The following is a 20,036-nucleotide window of genomic DNA, read 5'->3' as shown; positions in this document are numbered from 1 at the left end:
GTTGGCTGCCTGATTTGAGCCGCCTCCGCAGAGGAAATACCTGATGACGCTGTACGACGTCGCGCTCGACGACAAGTTCGACCTTGGCAAGGAGCGCGTCTTCCTGTCCGGCGCGCAGGCGGTCGTGCGCATGCTTCTGATGCAGCGCGAGCGCGACCGCCGGGCCGGCCTCAACACGGCGGGCTTCGTCTCCGGCTATCGCGGCTCGCCGCTGGGCGGCCTCGACATGCAGCTGTGGCGGGCCAAGAAGCAGCTTGCGGCCGCCGACATCGTCTTCCAGCCCGGCCTCAACGAGGAACTCGCCGCCACCGCATGCTGGGGCTCTCAGCAGACCGAATTGCTGGGCGAGGGCACGCATGACGGCGTCTTTTCCGTCTGGTACGGCAAGGGGCCGGGCGTCGACCGTTCCGGCGACGTCTTCCGCCACGCCAATCTTGCCGGCTCGTCGAGAAATGGCGGCGTGCTCGCCCTGATGGGCGACGACCATATGGCCGAATCCTCGACCAATGCGCATGCCACCGAATTCCTCTTTGTCGACACCATGGTGCCAATCCTCAATCCGGCCGGCGTCCAGGAGATCATCGACTACGGCCTTTACGGCTTTGCCATGTCGCGCTTTGCCGGCACCTGGGCGGCGATCAAATGCGTCAAGGACAACATCGAATCGACCGCCTCGGTCGACGCCTCGATCGAGCGTCTCAGCATCCTCATTCCCGAATTCGACATGCCGCCGGGCGGCCTGAACATCCGCCACGAGATCGACATGCTCGGCCAGGAGGAGCGGCTGCATGAGTATAAGCGCGCCGCCGCTTCCGCCTTTATCCAGGCCAATGGTCTGAACCGCATCGTCTATTCCGGCGGGCGCAATCCCAAGCTCGGCGTCATCACCATCGGCAAAAGCTATCTCGATGTCCGCCAGGCCTTGGAGGATATCGGCATCGACGAGGCGGCCGCCAACCGCATCGGCATCCGCCTGTTCAAGGTCGGCTGCCCTTGGCCGCTCGATTTCCAGCACATCGCCGAGTTCGCCCGCGGCCTCGACACCATCGTCGTCGTCGAGGAAAAACGCTCGCTGATCGAGGTGCAGCTGCGCGAGAACCTCTACGGCACCGCCACGCAGCCGGTGATCGTCGGCAAGAAGGACGAGCGCGGCGACTGGCTGTTTCCGGCCAAGGGCGCGCTCGATCCGAACGAGATCGCCATCGCGCTCGGCGAACGGATTCTGCGCACCATCGGCCCGTCGGAAGAAATCGCCGCGCGGCTGGCGAAGCTGCGCCAGTTCCAGGCGATGCTCGCAGACACTGTCGATATCGGCTCGCGCACGCCTTTCTTCTGCTCCGGCTGCCCGCACAATTCCTCGACCAAGGTTCCGGACGGCTCGATCGCCGCCGCCGGCATCGGCTGCCATTTCATGGCGCTGTGGATGGACAGGAATACGGTCGGCTTCACCGCCATGGGCGGCGAGGGCGCGCAATGGGTCGGACAGGCGCCGTTCTCGAAGCGCGACCACATCTTCCAGAATCTGGGCGACGGCACCTATAACCATTCCGGCGTGCTGGCGATCCGCTTCGCGCTGTCCTCCGGCGCCAACATCACTTACAAGATACTCTACAACGACGCCGTCGCCATGACCGGAGGCCAGCCGCATGAGGGCGGCCTGACCGTCGACATGATCGCCAGACAAGTGCGCGCCGAGGGCGTCGAGCGCATCGCCGTCGTCACCGACGAGCCCGACAAATATGCCGGCAAGGCCGATTTCCCGGCCGGCGTCAGCATCCATCACCGTGACGACCTCGATCTCGTCCAGCGCGAGTTGCGTGGGCTCAAAGGCGTTTCCGTTCTCATCTACGACCAGACCTGCGCCGCCGAGAAACGCCGGCGCCGCAAGCGCGGCACCTTCCCCGATCCGGACAAGCGCGTCTTCATCAACGAACTGGTCTGCGAAGGCTGCGGCGATTGCGGCGTCCAGTCGAACTGCGTCTCGATCCAGCCGGTCGAGACCGAATTCGGCCGCAAACGCCGGATCGACCAGTCGAGCTGCAACAAGGACTTCTCCTGCCTCAACGGCTTCTGCCCGTCCTTCGTCACCGTGCATGGCGGCAAGATCAGGAAGGCAGAGGGCATTGCCGGCAAGGCCGATCCTCTCGACGGCGTGCCCGCGCCGGCTGAATTCCGCATGGGCACCCAGGGCTGGGCGGGGATCATCGACGGGGTCGGCGGCACCGGCGTTGTCACCGTCGGTGCGGTGCTCGGCATGGCCGCGCATCTTGAAGGGAAGGGCTGCGGCATGATCGACATGGCCGGCCTCGCCCAGAAGGGCGGCTCGGTCTTCACCCATGTCCGCATCGCCCCGACGCCCGAGGACATCCATGCCATCCGCGTTTCGGCCGGCAAGGCCGACCTTGTGCTCGGCTGCGATCTCGTCGTCTCCGGCGCCAAGAAGGTGCTGGGCGCGGTGCGCGAGGGCCACACGATCTTCCTCGCCAACACCGCCGAGATCATGCCCGGCGAATTCACCCGGTCCGCCGACTTCTCGCTGCCGGTCGAGCGGCTGAAGAAGGCGATCCGGGCGGCGGCCGGCGACGACAAGGCGCATTTCTTCGACGCCACCCGCACGGCGACGGCTTTGTTCGGCAATTCGCTGGGCGCCAACATGTTCATGCTCGGCTTCGCCTTCCAGCATGGCGGACTGCCGCTTTCCGCCGAAGCCGTTGAAAAGGCGATAGAATTGAACGGCGAGGCGGTGCCGATGAACATCGCGGCCTTCCGCTGGGGCCGCCGCGCCGCGCATCAGCCCGATTTCGTGCGCGGCCTGGTCGGCCAGACGGGCAAGCCGGCTTCCCGACCGGCCGAGACGCTGGACGATGTCATCGCCCGCCGTGTCGTCTTCCTTACCGCCTATCAGAACGCCGCCTATGCCAGGCGTTACGCCGACCGCGTGGCGACGTTGCGCGCCGCCGAAGCCAAGGCCGTGCCCGGCTCGACCGCAGTGACCGAGGCCGTCGCCAGGAACCTCTTCAAGCTGATGTCGATCAAGGACGAGTATGAGGTGGCGCGGCTCTACACCGACGGCACTTTCGCCGCCGACCTCGCCAAGCAGTTCCAGAGCTACGAGAAGCTCGAGTTCCATCTCGCGCCGCCGATCCTCGGGCGGCGCGGCAATGACGGCACGCTCCGCAAATCGAGCTTCGGCCCGTGGATGATGAAGGGCTTTCGGCTGCTGGCGGCGATGAAGGGCCTGCGCGGAACCGCCTTCGACCTTTTCGGCTACACGGCCGAGCGGCGCACCGAGCGGCAGTCGCTGAGAGCATACGAGGCCGATCTCGACCTGATCGCCGGCGCGCTGGCGCCGGGCAGGGTGGAAGCTGCGACGGCCCTGGCCTCCGTGCCGGCGCTTATCCGCGGCTACGGCCATGTCCGGCAGGCCAGCGCCGACAAGGCGGCGGGCGAGCGCTCGCGTTTGATCGAGCGTTTGAAGCAAGCCCCCGCGGAGCCTTCGCTTCGGGCGGCGGAATGATCGCGCCGGCGCGTTGACGCCGCGCCAAAATCCCGAATCCCTTATCCGTCCTGCTCACAGCAACCCTCTGCAACCGTCGCCGCGCGCCGTTCTAAGCCTTTCTTAAGGCGGGGTGTGGCATGACAAGGCGTAGTGTTGGGCCGAGTGTATGGGCAGAGCGAAGACCGAGAGCATCCCGGCGGACGTCTATATCCAGTTCGTGCGGGCATTGTTCGACAACGCCGGCATGGTGGCGATCGGCGGCGTATGCTACTGGATTGTCGGTTTCATGGTCTACCTGCGCACGCAGGATCTGCTTTATCTGGCCTTGGCTTTCGTTCTGCTATCGGCCAGCCTCTGGCGGTACTTCAGCATTCAAGGCTTCCATAGAGCGGGCGGCACCATAGCAAGTGTCGCAGAGGCAGAAGCGATAGAGCGCAACTACATTATCAAAGGCAGCGCGCAGGGCCTCGCACTGGGGTCATTCTGCTTCGTGTCGATCTACCTGCGTCCTGACCAGTTTGGTGAACTGGCGTCGGTGTCGTTGTCGTTGACGACCCTGGTAACGGTTGTCGGGCGAAGCTACGGGTCCATGCGCATGGTCCAGATTTTCTCCTTGACCCTCGTCGGGCCGGCGGCTCTTGCGCTCATCCTGCGCATGGATATGGCTTCTGTCGTCCTCGGCTTGATGATCATCCCGCTGACGTTCGTCACGATCAGCAGCGCTGACCATGTCCGCAACGTGCTCTTCTCCGCGGTCATTGGCCACAAGCAGGCGAGGAACCTGACGCGCCGGTTCGACCGCGCGCTCAACACCATGTCGCACGGCCTGGTCATGCTAGGCCCGGACGGCCGCGTCGCGGTGGCCAATGCCGAGGCTGCCCATCTGATGTCGCTGAAATCGTCCGAGGCGCTGCTCGGGCGCTCGATCCACAGCCTGCTGATGCGCGGCGTTGCCGGCGGCATGCTGGCGCCAAAGGACTGCCGCTACATCGAGGCGCAGCTGACGCGCGCCTTGCGCGAAGGCCGCGACCGCAAGGTGCTGGTTTCGCTTGCCAATGGCCAGCACTATGAATTTTCCGCGCGCGAAGGCAGTCAGGAATTGGGCGTCATTACCTTCGAGGACGTGACGGCCCGCGTCGAGGCGGAGGAAAAGATCCGCTTCATGGCGCGCTACGACAATTTGACGGGGCTGCCGAACCGCGCCTATTTCAACGAACTGGTCGGCGAAGCCATGGCGTCCGGCGACCGCGACCGGCTCTGCGGCCTCGCCGTGCTCGACCTCGACGATTTCAAGAGCGTCAACGACACACTCGGCCATCCGGTCGGCGATGGGCTGATCTATGCCTTGGCCGAGCGGCTGGCTGCGGTCGCCGGGCCAGGCATCAATGTCAGCCGTTTCGGCGGCGACGAGTTCATGGTCTTCTTCGACCGCATCGAGGACGAGAGCCATCTCAACGATTTGCTCGACGAGATCTTCGTCAACCTGCAGGGGGAGGTGGATGTCGCCGGTCACAGCCTACGCATCCAGGCCAGCGGCGGCGCCGTGTTGTCCAGGGTCGAAGACACCGATGTCGACGCCATGATCGTCAAGGCCGACCTTGCCCTCTACAAGGCCAAGGAGCTCGGCAAGAACAGCTGGCGGCTGTTCGAGGCATCAATGGATGCCGCGTTCCGCAGTCGCCAGCTGATGAAGGCCGACCTGCGCAATGCCGTGCAGGCCAGGGAGTTGCGCGTCGTCTACCAGCCGATCGTGGCCATCAGCACCATGCGCATCGCCAGTTGCGAGGCGCTCTGCCGCTGGGACCATCCCGATCTCGGCCCGATCTCGCCCAGCGTCTTCATCCCGCTCGCCGAGGAGATGGGCATCATTGCCGACATCAGTACTTTCGTGTTGCAGGCGGCCTGCGCCGAATGCGCCAAATGGCCGACGCAGACCAGCGTATCGGTCAACCTTTCGGCCAAGGATTTCCGCAACCGCGATGTCGTGCAGAAGGTTCGTGACGCGCTGGCGGCGTCAGGCCTTGCGCCGCACAGGCTCGAAATCGAGGTCACCGAGACCGCCTTGCTCGACGACAAATCGCTGACGCGCGAGCTGATCGAAGAGATGAAGACGCTTGGCGTCCGCATTGCGCTCGACGATTTCGGCACCGGCTATTCCAGCCTCAGCTATTTGCACAAGCTGCCGCTCGACAAGATCAAGATCGATCGCTCCTTCCTGATCGATTTGAACCAGAACCGGCAGTCGCTCGATCTTCTGAAGGGCATCGTCGGCCTGTCCCGGACGCTGGGTCTTTCTGTCACCATCGAAGGGGTCGAAACCTTCGAGCAGCTGAAGACGCTGGTCCATCTGGTCAAGCCGGACTTCGTGCAGGGCTTCCTCTTCGGCGCCGCGCTCAGCGCGTCGGGCATCGAGACGATGTCGAGTGTCACGTGGCCGTTTGCAGCGGATCTGTATATCGCCGGCAAACGGACAGCCAGCTGAACGCTATTGCGTTCAAAAAACAGATCGAATGTTCACCCAATGAAAGGATGACAGCTCGGGCGCTGTCTAAATCCGCCACGTCCTGGTGCGCGCAGCACCTGATTTCAGAATCACCGCGGTGATCGCCGCCAGTTCGGATCAGACAACCCGGCTGCACGATCCTGCATTTTTCACATGAGATCGCCGAACGATTCACGGCCGTTAAGGTTAACAACCGGTAAACCAGCGATATCGAATTTTCAGCTTGTGTCTCATTTCAACTCGAATAGCTTATTTATAAGCGGAATTCGAGGACAGACTATGGTTGTTGCTAGAAAGAGCGCGTCGGTCGACGCCAGCGCTAGAATCGACTCGGCGCTCAACCGATCCATGATGCAACTGCTGGATCATGTCGAATATCGTCTCATCACCGGGGGTGAAGATCAGGAGGCGATATACCGGCTCCGCTACAATTCCTATCGGCGCTCAGGTATGTGTGGTCCGATCGCGAGCGGTATGTTCGAGGATCGCTGGGATAATCTGCCCAACGCCTACCGGTTCGGTGTCTATTGCTATGGCCAATTGGTCAGCACACTGCGTTTCCATTATATTACCAGCGAGTGCCCGTTCTCGCCCTCCGTCGATGCCTATCCGGAAATATTGAGGGAGCGGCTTGCGCGCGGAGAAACCTTCATCGATGGAACCCGGTTCGCAGCCGATCCTGCCAGCGCACCGTCGCCCGGAGTGATACCTTTCCTGACACTCAGGATTGCCATGGTCGCCTCCTGTTATTTTGGCCAGGACTCGGTGCTGACGCCGGTCAAGATGGAGCATTCCGCTTTTTACGTTCGTTACTTTCAGGCCGTGCAGAGGACAGAGGCTAAAGTATTTCCGGGCGTTCTTCCCCCGCTCGCACTGTTCGAAATCCCGGCCGGCGAAAACATGCGCCTGACGCTCAAACGATTGCCGTTCTTCAGATCGACGCCGATGGAGCAGCGGATGATGTTCGGCAATCCGGCCATCAACCGGCTGACGCCCCTCACCATTCTGCCGACGGCGAAATACTACCGCGCCGCTGCCTGAAGACAGGCCATGAACCTTTCGCCGGCGGCGGCGTTGTCAGAGCAATTCCAGGAAAAGTGTGAGCGGTTTTCCGTCCGGAATTGCGTCGATACAAGCTCCGCAGCCCGGTCTGCCCAGGCGATCGCGCCTGTCATAAGAAAGGATCCCGCATGACCATCCACTCGCTCGCGCTGACGCCGCTGATCTCGCTGATCGCCGGCGTGCTGATCCTTGTGATGCCTCGGCTCCTCAATTACATCGTCGCGCTTTACCTGATCGTTGTCGGCCTGCTCGGCCTTTTCCCGCACCTCGCGGGCTGAAATCCCGCGCCGGCCGCGTCGACATCGCGCGGCATTCGATTTCAACTTTCGTTTGAGGCTGTTGTCGCGGACTGTGCGGCAATAGCGCCATTGCTCTTGGTTCGGCTTTTCGCTATGTGCCTCGAAGGCATTTTCGAAGGGGTACTTCCATGGCTGATCACACGCCGACCGGTCCTGTCGAGCTGGGCGCGCAGATGGACTATGCCGAGCACGACCGTACCTACAAAGGCTTCCTCGGTCTTGCCAAATACGGCTCGCTGTTCTGTGCCGCCGTCCTTATTGCAATGGCCTTCGGTTTCTTCGTCGGCGGCTTCTTCTCGGCGACCATCCTGTTTATCCTGATCATGGCCGTCGGCACTCTCATTCTGCGGTAGACTTCCCAAGCCCATTGCCCTCGACGTCGCCGGACGTCCGGCCGACGCCTTGCGCAGTCAAGGTTCCAGCCGAAAGGATCATCCGGTGGGACAAATCGTATTCATCCCTCGCGAGATTGACCCGAACGAGCCGCGCGTCGCGGCCTCGCCGGAGACGGTCAAGCGCCTGGCGGGTCTCGGCTTCGACGTGATCGTCGAGAAGGGTGCCGGCCTCGGCTCACGCATTCCCGACCAGGATTTCACTGCTGCCGGCGGCGCGATCGGAACGGCGGCCGACGCCAAAAAGGCCGATGTGGTGCTGAAAGTGCGCCGGCCGACGGATGGCGAGCTCAAGGGCTACAAGCCGGGCGCCGCCGTCATCGCCATCATGGATCCTTACGGCAACGATGCCGCTGTCGCCGCGATGGCCAAGGCCGGCATCACCGCCTTTTCGATGGAATTCATGCCGCGCATCACCCGCGCCCAGTCGATGGATGTGCTTTCCTCGCAGGCCAATCTCGCCGGCTACCAGGCGGTGATCGACGCGGCCGCCGAATATGACCGCGCGCTGCCGATGATGATGACGGCGGCAGGCACAGTGCCGGCGGCGAAAGCCTTCGTCATGGGCGTCGGCGTCGCCGGCCTGCAGGCCATCGCCACCGCGCGGCGGCTAGGCGCCATCGTCACCGCTACAGACGTGCGTCCGGCGGTGAAGGAGCAGGTGCAGTCGCTCGGCGCCAAATTCCTGGCGGTCGAGGACGAGGAGTTCAAGGCGGCCGAGACGGCCGGCGGCTACGCCAAGGAAATGTCGAAGGAATACCAGGCCAAGCAGGCGGCGCTGACTGCCGAGCACATCGCCAAGCAGGACATCGTCATCACCACTGCCCTGATCCCTGGTCGTCCGGCGCCGAAGCTCATCTCGGCGGCCATGGTTGCCTCGATGAAGCCGGGATCGGTGATCGTCGACCTGGCGGTCGAGCGCGGTGGCAATGTCGAGGGCGCGGTGCCCGGCAAGGTCGTGACGACAGAAAACGGCGTCAAGATCGTCGGCCATCTCAACGTGCCCGGTCGTGTTGCTGCATCCGCCTCGCTGCTCTACGCCAAGAATCTCTACGCCTTCCTCGAGACGATGGTCGACAAGGCGGCGAAACAGTTTTCGATCAAGCGCGACGACGAGTTGGTCAAGGCCACCATGTTGACTGACGCTGGCCAAGTCGTGCACCCGAATTTCGCCAAGGCGGCGCAAGAGCCGCGCGTCGAACCGGCCGCCGTTCCTGCCAAGACCATGGTCGCAGATGCCTCCAAGCCTGCTCCGAAGAAGGCGGCGGCGAAGAAACCCGCCGCAGCCAAGTCGCCCTCGTCTAAGTCGAAAGGGACCGCGTGATGGAACAGCTGCAGAAAGCTCTCGATCAGCTCGATCAGGCGACCGCCGCCGTCCGCCTTGCGGTGCAGGACCTTGCCAACGCGCCCGCAGGCGAGGCTGCCGGTAATGCCGCGCACGCGCTTTCGGGTGGCGCCATCGATCCCTTCGTCTTCCGCTTCGCCATCTTCGTGCTGGCGATCTTCGTCGGCTATTATGTCGTCTGGTCGGTGACGCCGGCGCTGCACACGCCGCTGATGGCCGTCACCAACGCCATCTCCTCGGTCATCGTCGTCGGCGCGCTGCTCGCCGTCGGCATCGCCGCTTCGGGCCTGGCCGCGGGCTTCGGCTTTGTCGCGCTGGTGCTGGTCTCGGTCAACATCTTCGGCGGCTTCCTCGTCACCCAGCGCATGCTCGCCATGTACAAGAAGAAGGAAAAGTGACGTGAACGCCAACTTCGCTTCCTTCCTCTATCTTGTCTCCGGCATCCTGTTCATCCTGGCGCTGCGCGGCCTGTCGCACCCGACCACCAGCCGCCAGGGCAATCTTTACGGCATGATCGGCATGGGCATCGCCATCGCCACAACGCTGGCGCTGGCGCTGCCTTCGGCCGGCCGCTTCGGCCTGATCGTGCTGGGTCTCGCCATTGGCGGCGGTATCGGCGCGGTCACCGCGCGTCGCATCGCCATGACCTCGATGCCGCAGCTGGTCGCCGCCTTCCACAGCCTCGTCGGCTTCGCCGCCGTGATGGTGGCGGCTGCCGCCATCTACGCGCCGGAAAGTTTTGGTATCGGCACCGCAGGCGACATCCATGCCCAGGCTCTCGTCGAGATGAGCCTGGGCGTCGCCATCGGCGCCATCACCTTCACCGGCTCGGTCATCGCCTTCCTGAAGCTCGACGGACGCATGTCCGGCAAGCCGATCATGATCGGCGGCCGTCACCTCATCAACATCGCGCTCGGTATCGCGCTGGTGGTGCTGATCGTGCTGCTCGTGACCACCGAGTCCAAGCTCGTCTTCTGGCTGATCGTCGCCGCCTCGCTGGTGCTCGGCGTGCTCTTGATCATCCCGATCGGCGGCGCCGATATGCCGGTCGTGGTGTCGATGCTGAACTCCTATTCCGGCTGGGCGGCGGCGGCACTCGGGTTCACCCTCGGCAACCTGGCGCTGATCATCACCGGCGCGCTGGTCGGCTCGTCGGGCGCGATCCTGTCCTACATCATGTGCAAGGGCATGAACCGGAGCTTCATCTCGGTCATCCTCGGCGGCTTTGGCGGCGAGACCGCTGCCGTGGCCAGCGACGGCATCGAGCGCACCGTCAAGCAGGGCTCGGCCGACGACGCGGCCTATCTGATGATGAACGCGCAGAAGGTCATCATCGTGCCGGGCTACGGCATGGCGGTCGCCCAGGCGCAGCACGCGCTGCGCGAAATGGCCGATAAGCTCAAGGCCAACGGCGTCGAGGTGAAATACGCCATCCACCCGGTCGCCGGACGCATGCCCGGCCACATGAACGTGCTTCTGGCCGAGGCCAACGTGCCTTATGACGAGGTGTTCGAGCTGGAGGACATCAACTCGGAATTCGCGCAGGCCGACGTCGCCTATGTCATCGGCGCCAATGACGTCACCAACCCGTCTGCGCGCGACGACAAGTCCTCGCCGATCTACGGCATGCCGATCCTCGACGTCGACAAGGCCCGCACCTGCCTCTTCGTCAAGCGCTCGCTCGGTTCCGGCTATGCCGGCATCGACAACACGCTGTTCTACAAGGACGGCACCATGATGCTGCTCGGCGACGCCAAGAAGATGACCGAGGAAATCGTCAAGGCGATGGATCACTGAGCGTCATGGCAGGCATCAAAAAGAAAGGCCCGACAGCTGTCGGGCCTTTCTTTTTGAATCTGTAAAGGCGCGCTCAGATATCCAGATTGGCCACCGACAGCGCATTGTCCTGGATGAACTCGCGGCGTGGTTCCACCTCGTCGCCCATCAGCCGCGAGAACAGCGAGTCGGCGTCGGTCGCGTCGTTGACCTTGACCTGCAGCAGAGAGCGCACATTCGGGTCCAGCGTGGTTTCCCAGAGCTGCTCGGCATTCATCTCGCCGAGACCCTTGTAGCGCTGCATGGTGAGGCCCTTGCGGCCTGAAGCGAACACTGCGTTGAGCAGCGCCAGCGGCCCCGAGAGGAGTTCCGAGGTCTCTTTCCGACGCAAGGCAGGCTGCTCGCCATAGACTTCCGCCAGGCGCGCTGCATAGCGGTCGAGCTGGCGCGCATCGGCCGAATTGATCAGCCCGGCGTCGAGCTGGACCACATCCTTCACGCCGCGCACGGTGCGCTCGAACACATAGCCGCCCGAACCGTCATTGGACGTCGACAGCCTGCCGGTCCAGCCGCGCTCGGTCTCCTCGGCGATCATGTCAAGCCGCTTCGCGACGCGCTCGGCCATGGCATTGGCGCGGCCCAGATCGGCAAGCAGGTCGGGATTGAGCGCGCCGGCGATCGCCGCCTGCTCGACGACGCTGCGGTTATAGCGCGTATGCAGCCCGTTGATTAGCTGGCGCACCGAAAGCGCGTCGTCGACCGAGGCGCGCAGGTCCTGTCCTGTCCGTACCTCGCCGGAGGCCAGCACCAGCGAGGCCTCATCCAGTCCGGACCCGATCAGATATTCCTCATAGGCGCTTTCGTCCTTGAGATATTGCGAGCTCTTGCCCCGCGTCACTTTGTAGAGCGGCGGCTGGGCGATGTAGAGATGGCCGCGCTCGATCAGCTCCGGCATCTGCCGGAAGAAGAAGGTGAGCAACAGCGTGCGGATGTGGGCGCCGTCGACGTCGGCGTCCGTCATCAGAATGATCTTGTGGTAGCGCAGCTTGTCGGCATTGAACTCGTCCTTGCCAATTGAGGTGCCGAGCGCGGTGATCAGCGTGCCGATCATGTCCGAAGAGAGCATGCGGTCGAAGCGCGCCCGTTCGACATTGAGGATCTTGCCGCGCAGCGGCAGGATCGCCTGGTTCTGGCGCGAGCGTCCGCCCTTGGCCGAGCCGCCGGCCGAGTCGCCCTCGACGATGAAGATTTCCGACTTCGCCGGATCGCGCTCCTGGCAGTCGGCGAGCTTGCCGGGCAGCGAGGTGACGCCGAGCGAGCTCTTGCGGGTGATGTCGCGCGCCTTGCGCGCGGCCTCGCGCGCGGCCGCCGCCTGGATCACCTTCTCGACCACCACCCTGCCTTCGCTCGGATGCTCTTCCAGCCAGGTGCCCAGCGCCTCGTTGACCAGGCTTTCCACCACCGGGCGGACCTCGGACGAAACCAGCTTGTCCTTGGTCTGCGAGGAGAATTTCGGGTCCGGCACCTTGACCGATAGAACGGCGGTCAGGCCTTCGCGGCAGTCGTCGCCGGTCAGCGAAACCTTTTCCTTCTTGGTCTGGCCGGACGATTCGCCATAGCCGGTGATCTGCCTGGTCAGCGCCGCGCGGAAGCCCGCCAGATGCGTGCCGCCGTCGCGCTGCGGGATGTTGTTGGTGAAAGCCAGCACGTTCTCGTGATAGCTGTCGTTCCACCACATCGCGACTTCCACGGTGATGCCGTCGCGCTCGGCGCGGATGGCGATCGGCGTTTCGATCAGCGGCTTCTTCACCCGGTCGAGATATTTGACGAACTCTTCCAGGCCGCCGTCGTAATGCAGCTCGTGGCGCACCAGGTCGGCATGACGCGCGTCGGTCAGCACGATGCGCACGCCGGAATTGAGGAAGGCGAGCTCGCGCAGCCGGTGTTCCAGCGTGCCATAGTCGAATTCGACCATGGTGAAGGTCTCGGCCGACGGGAAGAAGGTGATCTCGCTGCCGCTGCGGCCCTCATAGGTGCCGGGCTGTTTGTTCTGCTCATATGTGCCCGTCACCTTCAACGGCGCGTCGGCATTGCCATGCGTGAAGCTCATCTCGAAGATTTCGCCGTTGCGGCGGATCTTGAGCTTGAGCCATGCGGAAAGCGCGTTGACCACCGAGACGCCGACGCCGTGCAGGCCGCCGGAAACCTTGTAGGAGTTCTGGTCGAATTTGCCGCCGGCATGCAGCTGCGTCATGATCACTTCGGCCGCCGAAACACCCTCTGAGGAGTGGATATCGGTCGGAATGCCGCGGCCATTATCGATCACAGTGACGGAACCGTCGGGGTTGAGCGTCACCGAGACGAGGTCGGCGTGGCCCGCCAGCGCCTCGTCGATGGCGTTGTCCACCACCTCATAGACCATGTGATGCAGGCCCGAGCCGTCATCGGTATCGCCGATATACATGCCTGGACGCTTGCGAACGGCATCCAACCCCTTCAAAACCTTGATGGAATCGGCGCCGTACTCGGCTTCCACGCCAATGGCGCTTTCGGTCTGGTCGCTCATGAATACCTGTCTGATTGATGTCGATGGTCCGGCACGGGAAAGTCACCCCGAATCGCGCCGTTTTGATGTCCTAGATATAGGCGCAAACGGCTGGTTTTCCAAGGTTTGCGGCCATTTTGCCGGCTTGGCGAGAAGCCTTTCATTCACCCCAGCCGACGGACCGGCAAGCTGGCTGGACGCGAGCCACATTTGGTGACGGTCGCGGACCTGCTCGGCCAGATGGACGCCCGCTTCGTCGGACACTACATTCGGCTGTCAGCGGAGCATGCTTCATGGACACCAAGCCCGCCCCTTTCGTGCCGCCGGCGCCGACGCCGCGCACAACGCCGCCTTCGACGCTGGAGATGATGCGCATCGTCTACCGCAATCCGCTCGAGCTGTGGGGCGAGCATACCTACAACGAGCCCTGGATCTCGGTGACCGGCATCGGCGGCCCTCTGGTCATCGCCAACGATCCCGGCCTCATCCGCCATGTGCTGATCGATAACGCCAGGAATTACAAGATGGCGACTGTGCGCCAGCTGATCCTGCGGCCGATCCTGCGCGACGGGCTGCTCACCGCCGAAGGCGAGGTGTGGAGGCGCTCGCGCAAGGCGATGGCGCCGGTGTTCACACCGCGCCACATCTTCGGCTTCGCCGGGCCGATGCTGAAGCGCACGCTGGATTTCGTCACCCGCTACGAGGCCGGCGGCATGACCGATGTCGCGCATGACATGACGCTGCTCACCTATGACATTCTGGCCGAGACGCTGTTCTCCGGCGAGATCGCCGGCGAGCCCGGCAGCTTCGCCAAGGAGATCGACCGCCTGTTCGAGACCATGGGCCGTGTCGACCCCCTTGACCTTCTGCGCGCGCCGGAATGGCTGCCGCGGCTAACCCGCATCCGCGGCCGCAAGACCATGGCCTATTTCCGCAATATCGTCGCCAACACAGTGAAGATGCGCGAGGAGCGGTTGAAGCGTGATCCCGACGGCGTGCCGCAGGATTTTCTCACGCTTCTGCTGCGCGCCGAGGGGCCGGACGGGCTGACCCGCGCCGAAGTCGAGGACAACATCATCACCTTCATCGGCGCCGGCCATGAGACGACTGCGCGGGCGCTGGGCTGGACGATCTATTGCCTCGCCGGGGCGCCCTGGGAACGCGACAAGATCGAGCAGGAGATCGACGCCGTGCTGGCGCGCGAACCCGATCCGACCAGGTGGCTGGATGCCATGCCGCTCACCCGCGCCGCTTTCGAGGAGGCGCTCAGGCTCTATCCGCCTGCGCCCTCGATCAACCGCGAGCCGATCGAACCGGAGACCTGGAACGGCTTATACATTCCGAAATACGCCGCCGTGCTGGTGATGCCCTGGGTGGTGCATCGCCACCGCAAGCTCTGGGACAGGCCGAACGCCTTCCTGCCGGAGCGTTTCCATCCGGAAAACCGCGACCGGATCGACCGCTTCCAGTACCTGCCCTTCGGCGCCGGGCCGCGCGTCTGCATCGGCGCCAGCTTCGCCATGCAGGAGGCGATCATCGCGCTGGCGATCCTGTTGTCGCGCTTTCGCTTCGATGCTACGTCGCAGACGCGGCCATGGCCGGTGCAGAAGCTCACCACGCAGCCGCAGGGCGGCCTGCCGATGCAGGTCTCCCGCCGGGCTTGAAGCGGCTGGTTACCGATCGGCGATCGGCCGGCGCTGCTGGAATTGGCCGGCGGCGCGGAAGCGCCAGAGATAGCTGGGCAGGATGGTGGCGATCGCCTGCGGCTGGATGCCCAGCCCGGCAAGCGTGCTGGCGGCCTTGGCGGCTTCGTCCGAGACGACATTGTGCTCGCGCAGCTGCAGCACCTGGTCCTTGGTCAGGAGCGGATTGGGTAACAGCTGCAGGATCGACGCCTGGATGTTCGCCACCCACCACGGTACCGGCACCAGCAACCGCCGGCGGTCGATGACCGCGAGCAGCTCTTCCATGCATTCCTTGAAGGTCAGCACCTGCGGGCCGCCGAGCTCGTAGATCTGGCCGCCCTTGACCTTGCCGTCGACCGAGCGCGCGATCGCTTCTGCGACGTCTCCGACATAGACCGGCTGCAGCTTATTCTGCCCGCCGCCGATCAGCGGCAGGACGGGCGACAGGCGCGCCATGCCGGCGAAGCGGTTGAAGAAGCGGTCCTCCGGTCCGAAATTGATCGACGGCCGGAATATGACGGCATCCTGAATCGTCTCGAACACTGCCCTTTCGCCCAGCGCCTTGGTGCGGGCGTAGTTGGACGGCGAATTGGGATCGGCGCCGAGCGCCGAGATCTGGGTGAGGCCGGCGCCGACCGAGCGTGCGGCCTCGGCGACGGCGCGCGCGCCGAACTCGTGCACGGCGCCAAATTTCTGGCGGCCGGTCTCATGCAGGATGGCGACCAAGTTGACGACATGGTCGGCGCCTTGCACGGCGCGGTCGACCGACCAGCGCACGCGCACATTGGCCTGCACGGGCTGAATCTGGCCGACATTGCCGAGCGGCTGCACATGGCCGGCAAGGTCGGGCCGCCGGCAGGCGACCCGAATGCGGTAGCCGCGCTTGGCCAGCGCTCGCACGACGTGGCGACCGACGAAGCCCGAGCCGCCGAAGACGACGACGAGCTTGGGGGTCTGCAGGATTTCGGTCATGACTGGCTCCGCGCGCAAATGCTTGGCTGAAGCCGTTTCTTAATCCGTTTCTCGCCAAAGGCAAAGAGCGACCGGAAGTCGCCGTCGGCTTGTTTTTGAACTTGCCAGGAATGCCTGCCCCGCCGCATTTGGGAGAACAGAAAACCCCGCCGAAGCGGGGTTTTCCGGGCAGTGTCCACACCGAAGCAGAGTCCAACGAGACGGCCTGACCTGAGACGGCATCAAGGTGGCGTGAAGCAAGCACGCCCGCCCCGCCCTGAACGCCCGGCGTGGCGCCGCCAGCCGCGAGCCGGACGAAGCCAATCGGGCGGCTCGCGGCGTGGGGTGCCGGACATGGGTCGTGCAGCGTCTAAAAAGGTTCAATCGCGGAGGGAAAAATCAGGCCGAATAACGCTCGGCGAATTCCGAAATGCGCTGCACCACTGCCCTCGACGTGGTGATGCCGCGCGCCTTTGCCTTCTCGGCGGCGTCAGCGCGCGAGCGGCCGGGGATGTGCACGCCATAGCGCCGCCGCAACCGCTCGAGCTGGTCCTTCATGCGCCGCTCGAAATTCGGGTCGAGCAGCTTTGGCTCGATGGCCAGAACGAAAAGGCCGGTGCCGGGGCTCTCCGCCCCATCGGTGAACCAGGGCGCGTCGAGCGACCAGTTGGCGCCGGAAATGCCCGCGGCCAGCACCTCGACCATTAAAGCGATGTTGGCGCCGCGCTGGCCGCCAAAGGCAAGCATGGCGCCCTTCATCGCCGCCGCCGGATCGGTGGTCGGGTTGCCGCTGGCATCCAGCGCCCAGCCTTCGGGGATCTTCTTGCCGTCCTCGGCCGCCTTGCGGATGTTGACGAAGGCGGTCGCGCTCGACGACTGGTCGATGATCAGCGGTGGCCCGTCGGCGGCGGGCGACGCAAAGGACATCGGATTGGTGCAATAGACCGGCTTGACCGAGCCCGAGCCGGCAAGCACCGCCGGTCCGTTGGTGGCGGCGAAGGAAACCAGCCCCTGGTCGGCCAGCCGACCGGTGAAATAGCCGAGCGCGCCGCATGTGTAGGCGTTCTTCTGCGAGAAGATCGAGACGCCGAACAGTTTTGCCGCCTTGACCAGGTCGTCGATTGTGCGGTCGAAGCCGATATGGGCAAGTCCGCCGCGCGCATCCGAAAGATAGACGGCGAGCGCCGGCCGCGTGATCGCCGGATCGGCGTTGCCGTCGATGCGGCCGGCTTCGAGCGCTTCCAGATAGTCGATGAAATGCGACAGCCCCACCGTCGACAGGCCTTCGGCCTCCGCGGCGATGATCGAGGCTGTCAGCGACTGCGCCGCCTCCTCATTGGCGCCGGCGCCAAGCGCCGCCATCCGGCATAGGCCTGTTGCCTGGGCGAGGGTGAGTTGCATCAGTGTTGCCCTGCAGCGAGTAGCGAATAGGAAATAGCGAGTAGCGAGTAGGGGGAAATAAAGAAACTACTCGCTATTCGCTACTCTCTATTCGCTATCCGATCTTGACCGGAATCCGTGCCTCGATCCGGCTGAAGACGAAGACCAGGATACCGGTGATCGTCATATAGATCAGCGCCAGCAGCAGCAAAGGCTCGTAGGTCAGGTAGGTGTCCTGGCGCACCTTGGAGGAGACGGCGAAGATATCGATGACGCTGATTGTCGCCACCAGCGGTGTCGATTTTAGCTGCAGCACCGTCTCGCCGGTCAGCGTCGGCAGAGCACGGTAGAAGGCCTGCGGCAACCAGATGCGCCGGAAGATTTTCCAGCGGCTCATGCCGAACGCGCGGGCGGCCTCCAACTGTCCGCGCGGCACGCCGGCGAAGGCGCCGCGCATCACTTCACCCTCGTAGCCGGCGAAGGAGAAGGTCAGCGCCACCACGCCATACGGCCAGGCCTGCCTGAGATACGGCCAAAGCCACGATTCGCGGATCCATGGATATTGCGGAAAGATCGAGCCGAGGCCGTAATAGAGCAGCCAGAGCTGCAGGAGCAGCGGCGTTCCCCGGATGATGGTGCAGAAGACCTTCGCCGGTGCAGAGAACCAGATCGGTCCGCCTGCCTGGGCGAGCCCGAGCGGCACGGCCAGCGCAAAGCCCAGCGCGCAGGTGACGGCGAGGATCCAAAGCGTCCGCCAGATGCCTATCAGGCCCATTTCCCAATATTGCGGCAGCCAGTCCCAGCGCATGAAGACGGCGGCGCACAGAACCAGCGCCAGCCCGATCAGGATCAGCACGATGCGGTGCGGCTTGAGCCAGATCGAGGCGCGCGCCGCCATGTGGATCGCGGAGGCTTCGGCGGACATCAGCGCGCCTCCCTGACGGAGGGCATGCCGCGCCGCGACCAGGCCTCGACGCGGCCGATGATCAGGTTGGAGAACAGCGAGAGCGCGAGATAGAGCGCGCCGGCCGCAAGGTAGAAAAGAAGGTAGGCCTTGGTCACGCCGGCCGCCTGGCGCGTCGCCAGCGTCAGTTCGAAGAAGCCGACGACGGCAAGCAGCGCGGTGTCCTTGGTGGCGATGAGCCACAGATTCGCCAGGCCGGGGATGGCGAAGGGCAGCATGGCCGGCACAGTGATGCGTCGCAGCATCAGGCCCGGCGACATGCCGTAGGCTCGGGCGGCCTCGATGTGGCCTTGCGGGATGGCGAGGATGGCGCCGCGGATGACTTCGGTCGAATAGGCGCCCTGGACGAAACCCAGCACGAAAATGCCGGCCGCGAGCCCGCTGATGTCGACACGGCTGTAGCCGATCGCCGTCAGCACTTGGTTGATGAGGTCGGTGCCGGCGTAATAGAGCAGCAGGATCAGCACCAGTTCCGGCACGGCGCGCACGACCGTCGTGTAGACCGCGAGCAGATCGCGCGTCACCGGGCCGCCATAGAGCTTGCCGAACGCGCCGGCGGTGCCGATCATGAGGCCGAGGCACGTCGCGCCTATAGCGATCTCGATCGAATGCAGCAGGCCGACCAGCAGCGTGCCGCCCCAGCCGGGCGCCACGGGCGACAGGAGTTCGATGATGCCGGCCGCGGAGGCCGGAAGAAAGGCGTCGATCAGCTTCGTCCCCGGATTGCTGGCGAGCCGCCGATGGTCAGGTCAGCGGCGGGCACGCGTGGCAAGATCGGGCATGGCGCGGACGCCATGCCCTCACTCATTTCGAGAGGGCTCAGTTCGACTGCGGGGCGCCGCCATAGATGTCGAAGTCGAAATATTTCTTCGAGATCTCGTCGTACTTGCCGTTGGCGCGGATCGCCTTGATGCCGGCGTTGAACTTTTCCTTGAGCGCGGTGTCTTCCTTGCGGATACCGGCGCCGACACCCGGGCCAAGCACTTCGTCGTCGGGCGCCACCATGCCCTTCAGGTCGCAGCAGGCCTTGCCCTGGTCCGACTTCAGGAATTCGCCGAGCGCGATCGAGTCGGCCTGCACCGCGTCGATGCGGCCAGCGGCCAAATCCTGGTTGGCTTCATCTTGGGTCTGGTATTCCTTGATTTCCTGCGCGCCGGTGAAATGCTTCTTGGCGTACACGGCATGCACGGTCGAGACCTGGACGCCGATCACCTTGCCCTTGAGATCGTCCGGCGTGGCGCCGAACTTCTGGTCCTTCGGCCCGATGATCGCTGTCGGGGTGTTGTAGTACTTGTCCGAGAAGTCGATCGTCTTCTTGCGCTCGTCGGTGATCGACATGGAAGAGACGATGGCGTCGATCTTCTTGGTCGTCAGCGCCGGGATGATGCCGTCCCAGGCCACCGGCGTGATCACGCAGTCAAGTTTCTCTTCGGCGCAGACGGCGTCGACGAAGTCGATCTCCCAGCCCACCCATTTGCCGCTGGCGTCGGGCGAGGTGAAGGGCGGGTAGGGTTCGGCGGCGACGCCGATCTTGACCTGCTCGGCCTTGGCCACTCCGCCCATCGCCGCGACGCCGAGAAGCAGCGCGGCGGCAAATGTCTTGAGAACAGTCTTCATGTCAGGACTCCCAGTTTG

Annotated in this window: 15 protein-coding genes; 9 read left to right on the top strand and 6 right to left on the bottom strand. The window is 64.2% G+C overall.

What is annotated here, in order from left to right; translation table 11 throughout:
• Positions 1 to 43 precede the first annotated feature (43 nt).
• The 8 genes from LB523_RS15790 to LB523_RS15755 all read left to right on the top strand — a co-directional run bounded on the left by LB523_RS15790 (position 44) and on the right by LB523_RS15755 (position 10,897).
• Positions 44 to 3,517 (top strand): indolepyruvate ferredoxin oxidoreductase family protein, encoded by a 3,474-nt coding sequence (locus tag LB523_RS15790; protein ID WP_224604167.1) that lies wholly within the window; start codon positions 44 to 46, stop codon positions 3,515 to 3,517.
• A gap of 148 nt (positions 3,518 to 3,665) precedes the next feature.
• A complete protein-coding gene (locus LB523_RS15785; RefSeq protein ID WP_095769378.1) occupies positions 3,666 to 5,981 on the top strand; it encodes a putative bifunctional diguanylate cyclase/phosphodiesterase in 2,316 nt (771 codons plus the stop codon).
• Between the two features lie 369 nt (positions 5,982 to 6,350).
• Positions 6,351 to 7,043 carry an N-acyl amino acid synthase FeeM domain-containing protein gene (locus LB523_RS15780; protein ID WP_224545347.1) on the top strand — a complete coding sequence of 231 codons (693 nt, stop codon included), beginning with the start codon at positions 6,351 to 6,353 and terminating at the stop codon, positions 7,041 to 7,043.
• 149 nt (positions 7,044 to 7,192) lie between these two features.
• Positions 7,193 to 7,342 (top strand): DUF3096 domain-containing protein, encoded by a 150-nt coding sequence (locus tag LB523_RS15775; RefSeq protein ID WP_023729728.1) that lies wholly within the window; start codon positions 7,193 to 7,195, stop codon positions 7,340 to 7,342.
• Between the two features lie 149 nt (positions 7,343 to 7,491).
• Entirely contained in the window at positions 7,492 to 7,716 is a 225-nt protein-coding gene (locus LB523_RS15770; RefSeq protein WP_095769375.1) for an aa3-type cytochrome c oxidase subunit IV, read from the top strand.
• An 85-nt stretch (positions 7,717 to 7,801) separates the two neighbouring features.
• A complete protein-coding gene (locus tag LB523_RS15765) occupies positions 7,802 to 9,079 on the top strand; it encodes a Re/Si-specific NAD(P)(+) transhydrogenase subunit alpha (RefSeq protein WP_224604164.1) in 1,278 nt (425 codons plus the stop codon).
• On the top strand, positions 9,079 to 9,498 hold the full coding sequence (locus tag LB523_RS15760) for an NAD(P) transhydrogenase subunit alpha (protein ID WP_140545871.1): 420 nt from the start codon (positions 9,079 to 9,081) through the stop codon (positions 9,496 to 9,498). The genes LB523_RS15765 and LB523_RS15760 overlap by 1 nt, the downstream gene beginning before the upstream one ends.
• 1 nt (position 9,499) lies before the next feature.
• On the top strand, positions 9,500 to 10,897 hold the full coding sequence (locus tag LB523_RS15755; RefSeq protein WP_095769372.1) for an NAD(P)(+) transhydrogenase (Re/Si-specific) subunit beta: 1,398 nt from the start codon (positions 9,500 to 9,502) through the stop codon (positions 10,895 to 10,897).
• Between the two features lie 73 nt (positions 10,898 to 10,970).
• Here the strand turns inward: LB523_RS15755 and gyrB are convergent, their stop codons facing one another.
• Positions 10,971 to 13,442 carry a DNA topoisomerase (ATP-hydrolyzing) subunit B gene (gyrB, locus tag LB523_RS15750; protein WP_095769371.1) on the bottom strand — a complete coding sequence of 824 codons (2,472 nt, stop codon included), beginning with the start codon at positions 13,440 to 13,442 and terminating at the stop codon, positions 10,971 to 10,973.
• 272 nt (positions 13,443 to 13,714) lie between these two features.
• Between gyrB and LB523_RS15745 the strand changes: the two genes are divergently transcribed.
• Entirely contained in the window at positions 13,715 to 15,085 is a 1,371-nt protein-coding gene (locus LB523_RS15745) for a cytochrome P450 (RefSeq protein WP_224604154.1), read from the top strand.
• Positions 15,086 to 15,094: 9 nt separating this feature from the next.
• Here LB523_RS15745 and LB523_RS15740 read toward each other — a convergent pair whose 3' ends face one another.
• The 5 genes from LB523_RS15740 to LB523_RS15720 all read right to left on the bottom strand — a co-directional run bounded on the left by LB523_RS15740 (position 15,095) and on the right by LB523_RS15720 (position 20,018).
• Positions 15,095 to 16,078 carry a complex I NDUFA9 subunit family protein gene (locus LB523_RS15740; RefSeq protein WP_224604152.1) on the bottom strand — a complete coding sequence of 328 codons (984 nt, stop codon included), beginning with the start codon at positions 16,076 to 16,078 and terminating at the stop codon, positions 15,095 to 15,097.
• Positions 16,079 to 16,456: 378 nt separating this feature from the next.
• Positions 16,457 to 17,458, bottom strand: coding sequence for an Ldh family oxidoreductase (locus LB523_RS15735; protein WP_224531539.1), 1,002 nt, complete (start codon positions 17,456 to 17,458; stop codon positions 16,457 to 16,459).
• A 94-nt stretch (positions 17,459 to 17,552) separates the two neighbouring features.
• A complete protein-coding gene (locus tag LB523_RS15730; protein WP_224531536.1) occupies positions 17,553 to 18,362 on the bottom strand; it encodes an ABC transporter permease in 810 nt (269 codons plus the stop codon).
• Positions 18,362 to 19,075 carry an ABC transporter permease gene (locus LB523_RS15725; protein WP_411966468.1) on the bottom strand — a complete coding sequence of 238 codons (714 nt, stop codon included), beginning with the start codon at positions 19,073 to 19,075 and terminating at the stop codon, positions 18,362 to 18,364. The genes LB523_RS15730 and LB523_RS15725 overlap by 1 nt, the downstream gene beginning before the upstream one ends.
• 145 nt (positions 19,076 to 19,220) lie before the next feature.
• A complete protein-coding gene (locus tag LB523_RS15720; protein WP_224604150.1) occupies positions 19,221 to 20,018 on the bottom strand; it encodes a transporter substrate-binding domain-containing protein in 798 nt (265 codons plus the stop codon).
• Positions 20,019 to 20,036: the final 18 nt, after the last annotated feature.

The organism is Mesorhizobium sp. ESP-6-4, from assembly GCF_020164735.1.
Lineage (GTDB): Bacteria > Pseudomonadota > Alphaproteobacteria > Rhizobiales > Rhizobiaceae > Mesorhizobium.
Note: the sequence above shows the minus strand (reverse complement) of the source record. Positions and strands in the feature narration are given on the sequence as shown.